Below are 16125 nucleotides of genomic sequence, written 5' to 3'. Positions count from 1 at the left end.
CTGCGCCTCCGTCAACCCTAACCTGCGGCTGGTGCCCAATTGTCGCTGATGCGCCGATCCGAGCCGTGGATGGTGCCGTTTTCGCACCCCAGATCCGCGATGCAATTGCAGAGGGTTTGGAAGGGCTTTGCTTCTATGATGGAGGTGAGAGACGAAGCCGGAGATTGCCCTGGCGGGAAGGTTAGTGGTCGAGATCAACGAACCGGGCAAAGAGAAGCACCTCGTGCGTTGCAGAGGCGCTTCCCTTCCCGGGAGATCCGGCCCCCAGCCGTTCCTTCAAGGACAGAACCAGAATGCCTGATGACCGGCGCTTTGGCTGTATCGCAACGAGCACAGGTGCCGAACAATATGGCCTTAGAGCGCGGCCAACAGCAGGCTCAGGCCGATCAAGGCGGTAAAGGAGACGACAAACCGCACAGCAGCTTGCGTGAAGGTCGGGACGTGCATCGGAGCAAAGACAGGCGTTGCGGCCTCGATCGGCGGCATGATGAAGACCTCAATGAATTCGGCGCGTTATGAAGAAATGGTGGAGAAGGCGATCAAATCGTGTCGCTCGGCCACGCTATGTGTCCGATTTCGGCGCGAATGTCTGTAGCCGGCAGGTCACACGGCTAGACGCGATGCACCTGATCCGAAGACCTTCGAAAGCAGCATTGCCGATCAGTCAGAACCGCCTACATCCAAGATGTGCGTCATTCCCTTGGCACACCAGCGCCCTGGTCGAGGTTTCAGTCAGCGCCCCGGTTGGGGCGCTTCTCTCTCATGCACCCTGAGACGTGGTGCCTCGGTTGTTCGTCCTCACGGCTGGTTGGCCGAGCCAGGCGCACAGCTCTTCCAGTGACGGAAAGCTATGCTCAACCTCTCGGAATGGCGCAGGCCGCCTGCTCCGCGGCAGGTCCTCAAGTAGCTCGGCCGTCCAGATGTACGGCTGGCGCAAGCCGCTTCTCACCACGCTGGCCACGATGGTGTCGCCGAGGAGCAGGTCATAGGCGCCGGGCGCCAACTGGATCAGGCTGTAGGTCATTGCGGGCTCTCGTCCGTGGCAAGCTGGCGATCGATCCACTCGCGGGCCTTGGCCAAGGCCGTCTCGCGCTCCGGGGCCATGATCAGGGTCGGCTACCGGTCGGGCCATTCCACAAGGATCATCCAGTCCAGGCCGCTCGGGCTGAGGCGGATGCGATAGCCGTGATGGTCGATGAGAGTGGCGTCTTGAGAGGGCGAGGGATCGGTCATCATGGGACGGGTGGGTTTGGTTGTGCGGGAGCGATATCTGAGATGGGCAGCAGACCTTTGGGGTGCTGCGTTGATATGTGGTGGGCCTGGAGGGACTTGAACCCCCAACCAGACCGTTATGAGCGGCCGGCTCTAACCATTGAGCTACAGGCCCCACCGCCACCCCCGTGGATGCGATCTCTCTCATATGGGGTCCAAGGTCTCCTGGGAAGCGTCAGCGCCTTGGCGGCTGCAGCGAGCGGGCGAGGTCTCGGATCACGCTGTCCTCAATGGTGAGCCCATCGAGTTCGTCTTCGTCCTCGGCATCGAAGGCGAACCCGGATGATGTTGGCGCCCGAGACTGCCGTGTCGGGTGCGGTTCGGTTTCCTGATCGCGGTGATCCAGGGCATCGAGCAGGCCATGGAGGGCCGCATTCGACACCTCCCCTTCGGGCACGGAGGGCAGCCCGGCGAGGGCGATGGTGCGCAGCCGGTAGCTAGGATCAGCCGAGACCTCTTGACCGAACCAGGCTGGCCGCTGGAATTCTCGCGCCGCCTCGTCGTGCTTGAACGCTACGCTGATCAGATCGAGCGGTCCCGGGGTGACGAAACGCTGGAGGCTGGCACCATGATCGCCGAGATCGACGGCGATGCTCAGGTACTCGATCTGTCCTGCGGTCAAGCCGAGCAGGGCCTCGGCCTGCGCCGGGGAAATCTCAGTCGCGTCCTCGCTCGGATCCTTCACGGAATGGGAGGCAAGGACCAGGTGGCCAGTATCGCCCGTCACCTGCACATGCATGCTGCGGGCGGGATGTTCGGGAAAATAGCCGTGCCGGATAAGTTCGCCTGCCCTCTCCCGCTCGATCAGCCGGGCCAGACCAGAGGCCAGCAGAAAGACACGGGTGGAACTCATCGGAGTGGCCTCTCATCATCGGGCGGTAGCGCCAGGGTGGGTTTTTGGGCACAAGACTGAAAAGGCAACCCACGCATCACGCCGAGACAGTCCATGGGTCCACGACGGTCTCCTAACTTCTGGCAACTAACGGCATCCCCTCACCTCTTCCCGGCGATCCGGCGCCTGATCAGCGTGTGCGCCTCCGCGATCAGGGTTTCGCGATCGCTCGCCAGCAGGATCGTCGGGCGTTGGCCCTGCCGTGCGATGAAGGGGACCCAGCCGGTCTGCGTCGGACCGAACCGGATCCGATGCTCCAGGAACTGCATCTCCTCGATCAGGTCAGGATCGGACAGGGCTGGAGACGCCAGATCGGGTTGCGACGTCATCGCTCGCGCCTCACCGTTGGCAGGGCTGACATCTCGGGCCTCTGATCACGAGCCCGCGGCCACGGCGCCAGCGCGGAGGCAGCCAAGACGAGATCCGGGAGATAGCCTATGATTCAGCATCGAATATGTACCCTTGAGCCGACTGCCGTTACGCACATGACATTGATGGAGAATTCGTCGCGTCAGCGGGGTCATCATCGGCGCCGATCGTGACCCCACCAAGTTTCCATTTTGCGTCGCTGAACCCAGGCGTTGCGCTCCTTTGAGAGGGGTCAGTTCTTCGGTGCCGATTCACATCCTGAGCTTTGCCACGAATGATGGTGGCTTCGCCGCCACTGTTCAGTGTCACGTCTGCGGCTTCGAAAAGCCCACTGATCGTGATTTCGAGGACGAGCAGACCGCCCACGAGGCCGCAACCCTTGCCTGGTTGGGGGGCACGGAGCCCCTCCCCTCACCTCCTCGCATTTGATTTCAGCGCTTATCTCCCACCACGAGGATGCTGATGTGCAGCTTCCAGAGCTCGCGCTTGAGCGCCGCTAGGCGATCAGGCGGCAGCTCTGACCCAAACATCTGGTCAAACTCGTCCCTGGTGAGATAGCCGCGTTTTCTCGCCTGCTTCAGCAGGCGCCAGGACTCTGGATTGGAGAGATCAAACAGCGGCCCAGGCATGAGCATCTCCGGCTGATCGTGTGATGGTACTGCAGCCGGAATCCTCCGCAAGGAAAGGTGCGCGAACCACAGCGTCCTGCACTCGCGGTCTGGAATGCGGTTGAGGAACTGGCCCAGGTTCTAGGCCTTCGCAGGACCCAATGTATCGGCCATGGTGGCGCCGCGGGCGCCCATCGGCTTCTCTGGACCCTCGGTGGTGTCCTTTGCCGTCTGGTGCTCCATCTCGGCATTGATCTCGGCCCCGAGCAGGACGACGATGCTCGAGATCCAGATCCATGTCATGAAACCAATGACGGCGCCGAGCGAGCCGTAGGTCTCGTTGTAGCTGCCGAAGTTCGCCACGTACCAGGAGAACAGCATCGACACGACGAGCCAGAGCAGCGCTGCGACGATGCCGCCCGGCGTGACCCACTTCCACTCGGCCTTGTCGCGGCTTGGTCCGTAGCGGTACAGCACGGCCAGCCCGCCGATCACCACGGCCAGAAGGACCGGCCAGCGGGCCAGCGATAGCAGCCATTCGAGTCCGCTGCCCAGACCGACGAAGTCGAGGACAATCGGCAGGATCACGATCCCGGCCAGGGCGAGGAGAATGAACCCGACGGCCGCCAGCGTGAAGGTGAGCGACTCGAGGTTCAGCTTGACGAAGCTTCGCTTCTCCTCCTCGTCGTAGACGATGTTGAGCGCGTCGAAGATCGCCTTCATGCCCGCGTTGGCACTCCACAGCGACACCCCAAGGCCGATGATGAAGCTGAGGCCGAGGGTCCCCTCGCCTGCCGAAGCGATGCGAACCACCTGCTCTCGGATGATGTCGAGCGCACCGCCCGGGAGCACACCGGAGAGCGCCGTCAGGTGATCCTGGATCGTGGCCGGATCGGCAAACAGGCCGTAGACGGAAACCAGGGCCGCCAAGGCCGGGAACAAGGCCAGCAGGGCGTAGTAGGTCACGCCCGCGGCCACCGACATGAGACGGTCCTGGCCGAACTCCTCGTAGGTGCGCCATAGGATATCCTTCCACCCCTTGACTGGGATCTGGGTAGGGGTGGCGGCCTCTCGTCCCCTGCCCGGCTCCGAGGCTGCGGCTGCCGGTGCATGTTGGCTGGGGTCCCTCGCTCCAGCCTCCCGCCCAGTCTGCTCGGGACGACCGGGATTGTGGGCGGGGATCCTCGTGGCCGCCCTGCTGCCCCCAGCCACGAGCCGGACCAGGACCATGCCGGCTGCGGTGGCCAGCAGGGTTGATGTCATGGACGGAGCGGTATGCTTCTGGGGATCCTGGGACGGAGGGAGTGCGGCGGGCATGATGGATGTCGAACTCTGAGGCGTACTGACGGACCAGGCTTGGCCGTTAGGGTAATCGCAACCTCGGGAGGTATGTTCCACCCTGACTGGCTCCAGCCCTGGCAGCGCGGGGCTCCTGCGCCACGGCGGATGCACTCCCGCAGCGTGTGGTTCGGCGGTTGAAAACGATCCCGCCCGCGACATGTGTCGGGGCATGACAAGCACCGTTTCCGCTACCTCGTCCCCACCCACCAATCCCATGCTCGATGCAGCCGTCCAAGCCCATCTCGGCACCCAGCTGCGGGTCCTCTACGGCGATCCCGTGGAGATCAAAATGCCGCGGCGCCTCGCCCAGCTCGCCGACCGCGTCGCCCAGGTCATCCGTGCCCATACAGAGCCGGTGGATCAGGCATTCGTCGACGGCATCATGGCCAGCCTGAAGTCGCTGCAGGCCTTCGCGATCTCCCTCACCCACGACGTCCACCAGGCCGAGGACCTCGTGCAGGAGACGGTTTTGAAGGCCATCAGCAAGCAGGAGAAGTTCGAAGCCGGCACGAACCTGCAGGCCTGGCTCTTCACCATCCTGCGCAACCTGTTCTTCTCCGGCCACCGCAAGACCCAGCGCGAGGTAGAGGATGCGGACGGTGCCCACGCGGCGACACTCGTCACGATCCCGGACCAGGAGGACCGTATTGCCGTCCAGGATCTTGAAGCTGCTCTCGCCAAGTTGCCGCGGGAGCAGCGCGAGGCCATCCTGCTCGTCACCGCCGAGGACATGGCCTACGAGGAGGCGGCCGAGGCGCTCGGCGTGAAGGTTGGGACACTCAAGAGCCGGGTGAACCGGGCCCGGAACCGGCTGGCCGGACTCATGGGGCTCTTGGGAGCCGACGGCATTGCCGCCGGACGCCATGCCGGCTCCTGATCAGGGCCCAGCTCGAAGCCAAGCCTCGAGTGCTCTCTGCCCATAGTCCATCCATCGCGTCTCTCAGGTCAGTTCTTGAACAGGCCGGGATCCGGTTCCTGAATGGTGGAAGGCCTGGTGTTCCTCCCGATGCGACGGAAAGGCAGATATCGAGATGACCTACAGGCTCTTCCGGCTCGCTCCCGGCAGCTATGACGTGCTGCTCAATGGGGTGATCATCGCCAGCTTGGTCCAAAGTGGCCCAACCAATGATGCCACATGGACAGCGGAGCTTCTGGTGGATCTACCCCCAGAGGAAATGCCGGCTCCCTTCACAAAGGCAGAACACACGTTCGGCAGCCTGGAAGAGGCCCGGCAGTGGCTTGGAGGAGCGGAACTCCAGGACACGAAGATTCACGGTTAGGACCAGGGAGCCTCGGCAATGCCAAAACAGACCCATTTGGTTCGAGATAAGCAGGTGGATCGGGATGAAGCTCTTGAGGCCTACCTCCTCGAGCACACTCCCGGCTTACGGGAGTACGATGCGGCCCAGCATAGAACTTTCAGCCAGTTAGAAGAGGATGCGTACGCACGCCATCCCGATCCCACGCCAGATGATATCGCCGCGGCTGAAGCGGCGGAGGCGGCCCTCCCGTCCAGAAAGAGGACAGAGGTTCAATTGCGCAGAAGCTTTGCTCCTTTGGCCTCTCACCTTCCAACAGAGATCAAGCGCAAACGGAAACGCTTCGTCCAGCAGGGTCAGCGGGCCTGGAACAGAGCCAACCCGACACCTCTGACATGGGAGCTGGAGCGAACGCTCACGGCAGAATTCATGAAGACTTATCAACGCTGATTGCCAGAAGGGCACGCCCTTCCAAGAGCCGGTTCGTGCATCGCTTAATGAGCCACTTAGGAGCACTTCATAGCCGTAGCCGACCAGGCTGCTGGCGATTGTCATTCCGGCCAACCGATCACCGGATACAAGCAGAACGAGAGTCTGTCGGCTCATGAGGAAATACCCTGGACGGAGCGCGCGAAGACGCCATTGGAAACGGAAAGGTTGTTCGGAAATCAGACCCGCGAATGTGCTGTGATCGGCCTGCTGGGATCATGGCCGGCCAACAGGGTTAACTAGAGGTTAACCACCCCTGCCTGCAGGAGCTGGGCAGCCCGGAAAACGCAATGGCCGCGTCCGTCAGCCCTCCGGCTGCGTGGTCTCTCCAGGTGCACCGAACGCCTCAAGCCGTTCCTGAGCGGCTTTGAGTGCGGCCTCCTTCCAGACGAGCGCAAGAGCCTCGCCAAGATCATCGTTGGCCCGCTGTAGCGCCTGCTCTCGGATGTTGCGGGCCAGGTCGAGGATGTGCTGCTCCATGGCCTCCTCACCGGAGGCCGAGCCGACGTGCATCAGGCTCAGGTCCGCGGCCATCGTGCCGTACGTCTCACCTGCCTTTCGCGCTGCCTCACGCCTGTCGGCGTCTGTCTCCATGGCGGTCACCTACCCCGTGCGCACAAACTCCGCGTTGAAGATAATTCGCGAAAGGAGAAAGCGCTCCGCTGCGGTCGCTCAGAAGCGTCTCCGGGTGCCCGGAGATGCTGCCTCCGCCGGGTCACTTCATCGAGGCACCGCTTCATAGGGTTAAGCTGAAACCCTGCGCGAGGCAGATCATTAGCCCGATGAGGGCCGTTCACATCTTCGGCCTTCAGGACTAGGAGGCCTCCTCACCTACTTGGCAATGGCGGGTGGGGAGGCCCTTTCTTCATCATCTCGGACCCTACTACGACCGTCAGACCTCTTGGAGACGGCGATCCGCGTGGATCGGCTCACCGCAAGATCTGCAGCTCTTGTTCCAGGCCCAACAAGGATCCGGGCCAGACGAATTCGGCAGCTTAGGATCCCCTCACGTCCTAATACGGCTAGGCTCGATATGCACTTAGAGCATAACTTCCCTACATAGCGTCGACTGCTAATTTGGGCGTCTCAACCCCATATCATTCTCATCACAGACAATGGAAAAAACCTCGATGGTCGAGGCAGTTAGTACCTGAAGGCATAGCATGTTCGTAACCTACATTCTCTCCCAAATCCGCGCGTATCTGCGTTACCGCAAGACGGTTCGTGAGCTGTCGCATCTCAGCGATCGTGAGCTCAACGACCTTGGCATCGTGCGGTACGACATTGACTCCATCGCGCGCAATTCTGCCGCTGCTGCCTAACCCGCTTCAGCTTCGTCAGAGATGTCGAGCCCGCCCTCCGGCGGGCTTCTGCGTTTCTGGGCCCCACAGAAACAACAAGAGCAGGACCCAAAGATCCTGCCCCTTTGAAATCACGCCACCGGCGATCCCGGCGCCGCTGTGCCTATCTCTGTTCGGACCTGGGCGGCGAACTCAGGAAGTCCTCAATGGAGAGCTGCGCCGCATTTCGTGGTCTTGGCTTTGGGCGACGTGCGGCCTCCTCTGGTGGAGCCACACTCTTATGCATGTTCACAGGAACGCTCTCGGCCCGTGCCTTTTCCATGCGGGCCTTGGCCCGGTCGCGCGACACCGCTTCCTCGGACTTCGGATCGTCCTGCAGCCATTTTCCGTGCTTGAGAACTTCGTTCACGCGGCCCTGGTTGACGCCCAGCTGAAACGCAATTTCCTGCTGGGTCATCTCAGTGGTCTGGTTGAGCTCGATGATCCGCCTCGCCAACTCAGGCGTCATCTTCTTGCCGGCAATCCGCCGCCCGACCCTGACCGTCCGATTGGCCCGATCACGCTCCTTGAGCTTCTCCAGGATGGCGAGGGCCATGTTCATGCCCTGCTCCCGCAATGCGGTCTCGAACTCCTTGAGAGTGGTCAAACGGCATACTCCTCGATGACGGTGTCGAAATCAACTCGTCCTTCTATCGGCCTCATCGCTCATCGACCTACCAGCGCTGGGCGGGCGATGTCCCGGAACCCTTGCAGCGGTTCCTGGGCGAAATCACCGAATTGGGTGACAAGCTCGGACCAGTCCTCATCCAGCTTCCCCCAAGTCTAAATTCGACCCTGATGCAGCCGAAGCGTTCTTCCGGACTCTCCACGATTCCTTTGGCGGCGATTTCGTCTGCGAGCTCCGGCACGCAACGTGGTTTATGGCTGACGTCGACGAATTCTTCATAGAGCGTCAGGTCGCGCGGGTCGCAGCCGACCCTCAGCCGCACCCGGATGCGAAGCAGCCGGGCGGATGGCACGGACTTGCGTACTATCGCCTGTATGGCTCGCCGCAGATGTACTATTCATCCCACTGCGACGAGGACATCACCCGGATCGCTCGGGAACTCAGAAGGCGTGAGACGGAGGGTACGCGGACTTGGTGCATCTTCGATAACACGGCGGAATTTGCCGCGACGGCAAACGTCCTCGCCGCCGCAGCCCTCGCCCAATGATGAAGCAGGTGTGACGGGCAGGCTCTCTCTACTGCGGGCCAAGCAGTTCACTGCTCCCGCACTGTTCGCTCAAGTTCCGCCTTCTCAATCTTCTGCAGCAGGGCCTCGATGTCGCCTGGCAGGGACTGTCGCAAGGTATCCTCATAGATTTGCTTTAGGTCCCGACCTATGCAGAGCAGGAGATCGCGGTCTGAGAGACGAGGGTATCGCCAATGTTCTGTCTTTTCGCTCAACGGCTTTCACTCCTCTGCCATGCGTCACAGCGATCGGCACCGTCACGACAAGACGATGACCTGGGTTCCCTCAGACGCGCGCTGATAGAGGTGGATTACATCCTGGTTGACCATGCGGATGCAGCCGGACGACACGTTGGTGCCGATCGTCTCAGGCTCAGTCGTACCGTGGATGCGATAGCTGGTGTCCCCGCCGTCTGCAAAGAGATACATCGCCCTCGCCCCAAGCGGGCTTGTCGGGCCTCCTGGAACACCCCGCCCGCGTGACGTTGCCACAAGTTGCGAGCGGATCTCCGGATCACGGGCGACCATTTCCTTCGGCGGCACCCAATCCGGCCAGCTGCGCCGCATGTTGATTTTTGCGGACCCCGACCAGCCGAAGCCCTCACGACCGACGCCAACGCCGTAACGGGTCGCTTGTCCTGGGGCTTCGACAAAATAGAGGTGACGCGAGGCCGGATCGACGACCACGGTGCCGGGCTCCTCCGTCCCGAGGTATTCCACCTGCTGTCTCAAGTAAGTCGGGTTTACCTGGGCATAGTTGAACTCGTTCACTGGAGCAGGCTCGCCGGGATAGCTTGCGTAGACGACCGAATAGTTGGGCTTGCTGATGGTAAGGCCGCTGAGGCTTCGGCGTGAGCCGGAAGCATCGAGCAATCCGCCGAAGAGCTGACCACCCGTGGAGAATCCCGAGCACCCGGCAAGGGAAACGGAGCCGGCCGCAAGGCCGAGCGGCCGAGCGAAAGCAACGAGCGGCGCGAGATCGTGGACATGGGCTCACTCCAGACGATACAAGAACGGATGGGCTACTGCTCGGTGAAGAAGGTCAGCACAACCTTGCCCTTGTCGCTGAGGAGACAGACAAAGCGGTTGGGCTTGTCGGTCTTGTCACGCTGGAGATACGCGTCGCCCAGGACCACCATCTTGATTGGTGTATCGCCGACCTTGGTGTTGGCCTTGGAGACGGCCAGCGATTCCATGTCGAGCGTGATCTGGTCGAGCGACGGTGAGCGCTCTTTGATCGCGGCCAAGCCTGACAACCGACACGCCTCGACCTCGGCTGGAACCTGAGCGAAGGCGGATGAAGACGCGACGAGAGACGTCGCAAGAACTGCGAAAGCAAGCCGCATGTGACAACCTCGGTTGGGAAAGACGCTGGCCACTATCCAGGCCGGCATGTGTTGAAAAGTCCGGGGTGAGCCGGGCAGTTCCTGGCTCCGCAACGGTTTGCGCCTCCGTCGAGCCTCTTCCGCAAAACATGGTGAGCGCATGATTAACAGGAGGGGCGACAGCATTCCCAAGCCTCAGCCGTCCTCGCTTGGCGGCCTAATCCTGGAACCTACGCACCGCTCCCCCGTTGGCCCCGGTACCCCGTCATACTGGAGAGCCCGAATGTTCTTGCGCGTCGATAAGCTGCAAGTCGATCTGCCTGCGCCCAAGCGGCAGGACCCGAACGCCGCCGCAGCCCTCCAGGAACTCCTGGGCGGCAAGTACGGCGAGATGTCCACGCTGGGGAACTACATGTTCCAGAGCTTCAACTTCCGCAGCAAGAGTAAGCTGCGGCCCTTCTACAGCCTGGTCGCCGCCATCACGGCGGAAGAGCTTGGCCATGTGGAGCTGGTCAGCAACGGTGTCGCGATGCTCAACAACGGGCCGGATGACGCCAACGACGATGAAGCCGGCGGCGCCGACATCTCGGGCGCTCCCTTCGAGGACATGAAGGACATCCGCCTGGCCGCAGCCTTTCTCTCAGGCGGCGGTGGCGCCATGCCCGTGAACAGCAACGGCCAGTCTTGGAACAACGACTTCATCACCACGACGGGAAACGTGGTGCTGGATCTCCTGCACAACTTTCACCTCGAGTGTGGCGCAAGGCTGCACAAGCTGCGCGTCTATGAAACTCTGACAGACCCCACAGGCCGCGAAGTCTGCGGATATCTCCTCGTCCGCGGCTCCGTCCACGCCCATGCCTATGCCTTGGCACTGAAGAAGATCACGGGCGTCGAGATTGAGAAGATGCTGCCGACGCCGAACATCCCGCTCGGCAACATCCCGGAATGTCAGAAGTATCTCGACGAAGGCTCGCACCGACGGCTCTACACCTTCAGCCCGGACGACTACAAGGAGATGGCGGGCATCTGGGGCAACGGCGAGGTTGCCCTGCCCGACGATCCTCCGGGCGAGTTGACCGTGGTGGATGGCATGCCAGACGGTGGCAAGATCCATCAGCTCACGGGTGTCCCGTCGGCCTTCACCCCGGATTATGCGCCCGAGGAGATGTTCGAGATCGCCACCAAGCTCTACAAGGCGTCGCGATAACGACGAACGAAGAAGGGCAAAGCTCGCCCTTCTTCCAACTAACGATGAAAAGGACTGGTTATGGCCGCCAAAGAGAAGACCCTGGATGATCTCTTCCTCCATACCCTCAGGGACATCTAGGAGAGCGCGCGAGGTTTGTGCAATAAACCGCACCGGCATTATAAACCAAACACAGCAATCCTGGAGACAGGATTGATTTTTCGGACGTTAGTTCGGCGCATTTCCTGCCCAACCGCCTGAAGAGACGCACCGGCGGTGCGATGGAGCGGCAATAGCTAAAAGTCAGGCAAATCCGCCTTACGTCAGACCATCGCCGCAAGCAGATGTCAGCAATGATCTTATCTTGGAACGCCCTAACCATGTCCGACATGGTAGTGATGCTCGCTACCACCGACCACGAGGACAGGACCTCGCGTAAAGCCATGGCTTCCAAGGAAAAGCTGTCTTTGGTTTATAATGCCGGGTGTCAAAAGGAACAGCTCTTGTTCTGATCCCGAGAGGAATGGCTCTGCCTGATTTACACGACCCAACACTGTCAGGTTGCCTACAGCGTTGCAGAGCTGGCGGGCTCCCTAGCCTTATAGGCCGTTTCTGACATGGATCGGGATTGCCCTTCTCATTCTCAGTTCCTTCTTGTCCATGGAAGTAGTGGACAATGAATAGCCGAGGGATAGAAGAGAGCCACGGCTTTAGGGGACTTGGAACTCTCGGCGGGCTCTTTTGCGGATCTCGTTTAACTCGTTTTGGAGGACGTTTATCTGCCCTTCCAGTTCCTCGAGGGACAAGCATTTAGCAGTGACGAACACCCGCCCACTTGGGTCGAATGTTGCCTTCTGTAGAGCAATCCTGGCACATGCCGGGTCGTCTGATGTGCTGGTACTGATGTCCAGCTCAAAGGCGCCGATGATGTGCATGAAGAGCCTCCTATCGGTCGATAGCTAGATTATAGGGCGCGCCTGCGTCTTTGCCGAAGTCCGCAATGTTCTTCCTGGTGCCGGGGAACCAGTACCCGTGTGAGCGTTTCCCTTAAGGATGCCGTGCATGGAGCTTGAAATGGTTGGCAGTCCAGATCCGCGGGATCCGAAACCAGACGATCCTATATTGCCGGAGCCGGCTCCCTTGCCTGAGCTCCCAGAGCTTGATCCTGTTCCAGAAGATGGCACCCCATCTGATCACGGGGAGCCTGGAGAGCATGACGAGTTGTGGGGCAGTTACGCGGCTGCTCGACTCTGATCCCTGTTATTGTCGTTCATCATACCGGGGTACCAATGCTCGAATGTGGCACGCAGCGAGCCATCCAGGGTCTTGGATCGCGTCTGCAGGAGCAGATGAGCTCCGCGCCGGCTCCACTGCATCTGCTGCTTCTTGGCAAAGCGCTTGCTGATCACCGCATTCACCGTCGCCTCGACAAAAGCTGAGGAGATCCGCTCGCCGGAGCGGTAGCGTTCTCCGTAGTTGATCAGGCTGGCCTCATTGCTGGTGATATAAACCTGGAACTCGCGCATGGCCGTCCTGAACTTGCGCCGGTTGGGGTAGCGACTATCGAGAGCTTCGAGATCGAGCAGCAAATCATCGATGGTCTCGCGAGCCCGATAGGTGTTGCCGTGCCACAGGAACCACTCGATCCGGCGAAGTTCATCCAGAGCCGCCATCCCGGCGTCCTTGTCATGGTGCACCAGTCCCTGGGCAAACTGGCGCAGGACCGTGATCCGCATGGTGATGTGGAACCAGTCGAGGACGTGCTCGCTGCACGGGCTGACCCGCTCGGCAAGGGCGCGGACCTCCTCCCCGCCATCTGTGATGAAGGTCAGATCCTGATTGGCCTGGAAGCCCTGTCGGCGCAGGTGATCGATGATGCGGCGCTGCGGCTTGCGATCATAGCCATGGACGAAGCCGATATACCGCGCCTCCCCATCCTCGGGCATGGACCGGCCGACGATCAGCTCAAAGTTCTTCTTTCTGTCGCGCCAGTCCCGGATGTAGCCGCCGTCCAGGCCGATAACCATACGGCCCTCAGGGATCGGCAGATCCTCCCAATCGCGAGGGTCTGCGCCCTCCGAAAACGAGGTCCGCTGCTCAGCGAGATCGGCCTCTATCCGCTCTGCGGCGCGGAGCACATGCTGACGTACGGTCGTTGCGTTGACGCCACTCCCGACAGGAAGCACGTCAGCCAGGAGGTCGGCGGCTGCCGCATAGGGCACAAGCGAGGCCCAGCGGGTCTCGAGGTACCGGCGCTCCGGCGCAATGTGGTCGGGGAGCAACTGCGTCAGCGGCGAGATCGTCGCCGGACCCTTGGTCTGGCGCTCTTTGGGAAGGTAGTAGCGTGGGCTCTTGAGCTGGACATCGCCGAACAAGGTCCGAAAGGTGACCGGGTAGCTGACCTTGCAGTGGCGGTGGTTCTCAAGCCAACAGTCCACCTGAGCCAGGACGATCCGCTGCTGAGCGGCTGCCAGCAGGGTCTTGCTCTCGGTCAGGGACAGGCCCAGATCTTCGGCCCGCTCGGTGATCTTGGTCAGGGATGCGATCTCCTCCGCGTCGCCAACGGTACCGTCGTTTCCGACAATCTGAAGCATAATCCTGATCTGCATGGGACCTTCCGTGCACTCTCGGGAAGCCGGGACCCGTTGCCGACCAACGGCTCTCGCAGCATCACCACTGCTGATGCATGAGGTCGAGATACTTGGTCTTGCTTAGCCGCTCGTTGACGTCCTCGCGGGAGAACGGCTTGCCCTGCCACCCTTGGCGCACCTCAAAGCGCTCCAAAGCCTCCCGGACCTGTTCGACCTCCTCGGCGTCGATCAAGGCGCCCGTGCTTCGCTTTAGAGCGAGCTGATCCACGAAATCGGCCAAGACTGCAAAGTCTTGGCGGGTCTCCGGAGTGGTCCAAGCCTCACGCCGAGCCAGAAAGCCCGGTACCCCGCCGCAATCCTCCGGCGGGCAGGATCCATCCCCGTCCAGACAAATGGGATAGCTTCTCCCTCGGGCAGCCTCATGCTGGCTCTCGAGGCGCAGCTCGTGCTCCCATGGACCATTGAGGTCGTACTCATAGCGGAAGCGAGTGCCCACGCGCAGGCGAAGCTCTGAAAGCGGGACATCCGGGGATCGAGCTGCCACTTCCAGGGAGCCGAACCGCTGGGCCCGGAGCGTGAACTGGAACAGGTGTATGCTCTCCCAGCCCATCGCCACCTGAAGGACACCATGCAGCTCCCGCAGCGTCATGCTGGCCGGGACCTGAACCCGCCGCCAGATCATGGGGCTGAGCCCGATCAGCCAGACCTTGAACTGCAGGATCTTCGGAGTTGGAGAAGGATCAGGAGCCTTGGGTTCGGATGGGGTGCGCTTCGGCAAATGAGGGTGTCTCGCAGCCTTGTTTCGTTGGGCTCGAGACCTTGTGCAGCCAACCCGTTACCAATCTGCCCCACACTTCCTCATGCTCTCGGAGAGAAACTCTCGTTCAATCGTCCCCCTCCTCTTGGATCGCGAGCCAAGATGCTCGCTCGTTCCGTCAGATCGACAGCAGAGGTCAGAGGCATCTATAGTATCTAGGGAGGGGTTGTGATGGAGGCAGGTGATGATGCTGTCTCTTGCGCTTGCGTTCTTCTTGGCAGCCACGCTCGGTGCAGATGACGCCCCGGTAAGGTCGAAGACGAAACCCAGAGTAGGTCAGCTCGCCCAGACAGTCACCGTCTCCGGGGAATGCACGAAGCTGGTTCAGGCCGGGCGACCCGTCGAGGGATGCAAAAACATCCTAGTGAATACGAACTACAGCACAGGCGTGAGCGGGTATTGGTTCATGACCGGCAACAGCATTGTGTCCTTTGCCGGCGACGGCGCCCGCCGGCTTGAACAAGCCTCCGGCCATGTGATCCAGTCCATCGAGCGGGTGTTCCTGACCGACACAGCGAATACTGCCCCGGAAAAGGATGCCGCGGAGGAGACCGCGATCGGCTTCTGCCGCTTTGGCGACGTGACCAAGGGAGGTTCGACGATCGAGTGCGTGGCTCATACCCGAGCGGGTCTGTATGAGGGAGCGTTCGTGACCGACGGCAATCCGCCAGAGCTCGACACATTCCAGCTCGGTCCATAGCGCCCAGGATCATTCCGGGACGCGACGAGGGGCCGGAGAACGTGCGCCCGATCGATTCACAGGACTAACGCCTAAGGGGCACCCTTTCCACGTGGGGGTGCGCCATAAGGGTGGCCGCGATGGACCGCTTCGACCACATCCTGCACTGGAGCCACATCCTGCACTGGAGACTGCAACAGGGCTCGCACACCTTTCCTGGACAAGACGGTGGCACCTGCATCAACGAGGCGGCCATAGTAGCGGCCGGCTTCCCGTACCAACCGGTCGGGTCGGTCGAGACCATGCCGGACTGCTTCTCGCGCCCGATCTGTCGGTTCGCGATGCACCTGAATGATGAGGCCGACGATGAGGAGCGGCAACTCCTGCTGCCGTTTGTCACCCGCCTGGCCTGTGCTGATACGCCAACGGTAGAGCAGGAGCGGGAGGCCTACATCGCCGCGCGCCTGAGCTGGCGTCTCTCCTTCCGGGACCGTCTGGCCATCCTCGAAGGCGCCCTTGCAATTGGCCGACAGGCGGACATGCCGGGGCCGGAGGTGATCAGCACCCGGATGGCGACCGTCCAGCAGAATGCGGCAACAGCCACCTCCGTGGAGGAGTATCCTCTGTGCTCCCAATTCCAGGGGTGGTTCGCGGGTATTTTTTAGGGGCTGGTCGCGGTCGCCACTGCGTGGGGCTCATTCACGAACCTGAGCTTGTCTGGAGGGAACGCCACGTCGCGCTCGCCGATGCCCAGGAAGCCGC

At 61.5% G+C, this 16125-nt stretch carries 20 protein-coding genes, 1 tRNA gene and 1 pseudogene; 8 read left to right on the top strand and 14 right to left on the bottom strand.

The genetic code is table 11. From position 1 onward, the window contains the following. Positions 1–354: 354 nt before the first annotated feature. The 7 genes from DDF70_RS38775 to DDF70_RS18480 all read right to left on the bottom strand — a co-directional run bounded on the left by DDF70_RS38775 (position 355) and on the right by DDF70_RS18480 (position 4404). Positions 355–486 carry a hypothetical protein gene (locus DDF70_RS38775; RefSeq protein WP_281024374.1) on the bottom strand — a complete coding sequence of 44 codons (132 nt, stop codon included), beginning with the start codon at positions 484–486 and terminating at the stop codon, positions 355–357. A gap of 274 nt (positions 487–760) precedes the next feature. Continuing rightward, on the bottom strand, positions 761–1024 hold the full coding sequence (locus DDF70_RS18515; RefSeq protein WP_114946334.1) for a hypothetical protein: 264 nt from the start codon (positions 1022–1024) through the stop codon (positions 761–763). A 287-nt stretch (positions 1025–1311) separates the two neighbouring features. Then, a tRNA-Ile gene (locus DDF70_RS18505) sits at positions 1312–1387 on the bottom strand. 60 nt (positions 1388–1447) lie between these two features. Next, positions 1448–2125: a CYTH domain-containing protein gene (locus DDF70_RS18500; protein ID WP_114946333.1), complete on the bottom strand. Its 678-nt coding sequence runs from the start codon at positions 2123–2125 to the stop codon at positions 1448–1450. 140 nt (positions 2126–2265) lie between these two features. Further along, the gene (locus DDF70_RS18495) at positions 2266–2493 is read right to left on the bottom strand and encodes a hypothetical protein (protein ID WP_114946332.1); all 228 of its coding nucleotides are present in this window, start codon (positions 2491–2493) and stop codon (positions 2266–2268) included. 471 nt (positions 2494–2964) lie between these two features. Continuing rightward, positions 2965–3162, bottom strand: coding sequence for a hypothetical protein (locus tag DDF70_RS18485; RefSeq protein WP_162820488.1), 198 nt, complete (start codon positions 3160–3162; stop codon positions 2965–2967). A gap of 120 nt (positions 3163–3282) precedes the next feature. Next, on the bottom strand, positions 3283–4404 hold the full coding sequence (locus tag DDF70_RS18480; RefSeq protein WP_245435549.1) for a YihY/virulence factor BrkB family protein: 1122 nt from the start codon (positions 4402–4404) through the stop codon (positions 3283–3285). Between the two features lie 247 nt (positions 4405–4651). On the opposite strand from DDF70_RS18480, the gene DDF70_RS18475 reads away from it, so the two are divergent. The 3 genes from DDF70_RS18475 (at position 4652) to DDF70_RS18465 (ending at position 6191) form a co-directional block, all read left to right on the top strand. After that, positions 4652–5359 carry a sigma-70 family RNA polymerase sigma factor gene (locus tag DDF70_RS18475; protein ID WP_245435548.1) on the top strand — a complete coding sequence of 236 codons (708 nt, stop codon included), beginning with the start codon at positions 4652–4654 and terminating at the stop codon, positions 5357–5359. A gap of 154 nt (positions 5360–5513) precedes the next feature. Next, complete coding sequence (locus DDF70_RS18470) at positions 5514–5762, top strand: hypothetical protein (protein WP_114946327.1); 249 nt, start codon at positions 5514–5516, stop codon at positions 5760–5762. Positions 5763–5780: 18 nt separating this feature from the next. After that, positions 5781–6191, top strand: a complete 411-nt coding sequence (locus DDF70_RS18465) for a hypothetical protein (protein WP_114946326.1) — start codon at positions 5781–5783, stop codon at positions 6189–6191. Between the two features lie 342 nt (positions 6192–6533). Here the strand turns inward: DDF70_RS18465 and DDF70_RS18460 are convergent, their stop codons facing one another. After that, on the bottom strand, positions 6534–6824 hold the full coding sequence (locus DDF70_RS18460; RefSeq protein WP_162820487.1) for a hypothetical protein: 291 nt from the start codon (positions 6822–6824) through the stop codon (positions 6534–6536). 569 nt (positions 6825–7393) lie between these two features. Between DDF70_RS18460 and DDF70_RS18455 the strand changes: the two genes are divergently transcribed. Next, entirely contained in the window at positions 7394–7552 is a 159-nt protein-coding gene (locus DDF70_RS18455) for a DUF1127 domain-containing protein (RefSeq protein WP_114946324.1), read from the top strand. 142 nt (positions 7553–7694) lie between these two features. Here DDF70_RS18455 and DDF70_RS18450 read toward each other — a convergent pair whose 3' ends face one another. Next, positions 7695–8177, bottom strand: coding sequence for an RNA polymerase subunit sigma-70 (locus tag DDF70_RS18450; protein WP_114946323.1), 483 nt, complete (start codon positions 8175–8177; stop codon positions 7695–7697). Positions 8178–8278: 101 nt separating this feature from the next. Between DDF70_RS18450 and DDF70_RS18445 the strand changes: the two are divergent. After that, a pseudogene (locus DDF70_RS18445) lies at positions 8279–8745 on the top strand (DUF72 domain-containing protein). Between the two features lie 275 nt (positions 8746–9020). On the opposite strand, the gene DDF70_RS18435 reads toward DDF70_RS18445, so the two are convergent. After that, positions 9021–9533 (bottom strand): L,D-transpeptidase, encoded by a 513-nt coding sequence (locus tag DDF70_RS18435; protein ID WP_245435547.1) that lies wholly within the window; start codon positions 9531–9533, stop codon positions 9021–9023. Between the two features lie 251 nt (positions 9534–9784). Then, a complete protein-coding gene (locus DDF70_RS18430) occupies positions 9785–10108 on the bottom strand; it encodes a hypothetical protein (RefSeq protein ID WP_114946320.1) in 324 nt (107 codons plus the stop codon). 262 nt (positions 10109–10370) lie between these two features. Here DDF70_RS18430 and DDF70_RS18425 point away from each other — a divergent pair, with 262 nt between their 5' ends. Next, a complete protein-coding gene (locus tag DDF70_RS18425; RefSeq protein WP_114946319.1) occupies positions 10371–11297 on the top strand; it encodes a manganese catalase family protein in 927 nt (308 codons plus the stop codon). Between the two features lie 689 nt (positions 11298–11986). Here DDF70_RS18425 and DDF70_RS18420 read toward each other — a convergent pair. The 3 genes from DDF70_RS18420 to DDF70_RS18405 all read right to left on the bottom strand — a co-directional run bounded on the left by DDF70_RS18420 (position 11987) and on the right by DDF70_RS18405 (position 14645). Beyond that, complete coding sequence (locus tag DDF70_RS18420; RefSeq protein WP_114946318.1) at positions 11987–12211, bottom strand: hypothetical protein; 225 nt, start codon at positions 12209–12211, stop codon at positions 11987–11989. 297 nt (positions 12212–12508) lie between these two features. After that, entirely contained in the window at positions 12509–13885 is a 1377-nt protein-coding gene (locus DDF70_RS18410) for an ISKra4 family transposase (RefSeq protein WP_114946316.1), read from the bottom strand. Positions 13886–13946: 61 nt separating this feature from the next. After that, positions 13947–14645, bottom strand: a complete 699-nt coding sequence (locus DDF70_RS18405) for a plasmid pRiA4b ORF-3 family protein (RefSeq protein WP_245435546.1) — start codon at positions 14643–14645, stop codon at positions 13947–13949. Positions 14646–14868: 223 nt separating this feature from the next. Here DDF70_RS18405 and DDF70_RS18400 point away from each other — a divergent pair, with 223 nt between their 5' ends. Continuing rightward, a complete protein-coding gene (locus DDF70_RS18400; protein WP_114946315.1) occupies positions 14869–15384 on the top strand; it encodes a hypothetical protein in 516 nt (171 codons plus the stop codon). Positions 15385–15503: 119 nt separating this feature from the next. After that, a complete protein-coding gene (locus tag DDF70_RS18395; RefSeq protein WP_114946314.1) occupies positions 15504–16028 on the top strand; it encodes a hypothetical protein in 525 nt (174 codons plus the stop codon). Positions 16029–16125: the final 97 nt, after the last annotated feature.

This window comes from Microvirga calopogonii (genome assembly GCF_003347665.1).
In the GTDB taxonomy this organism is placed as follows: domain Bacteria; phylum Pseudomonadota; class Alphaproteobacteria; order Rhizobiales; family Beijerinckiaceae; genus Microvirga; species Microvirga calopogonii.
Note: the sequence above shows the minus strand (reverse complement) of the source record. Positions and strands in the feature narration are given on the sequence as shown.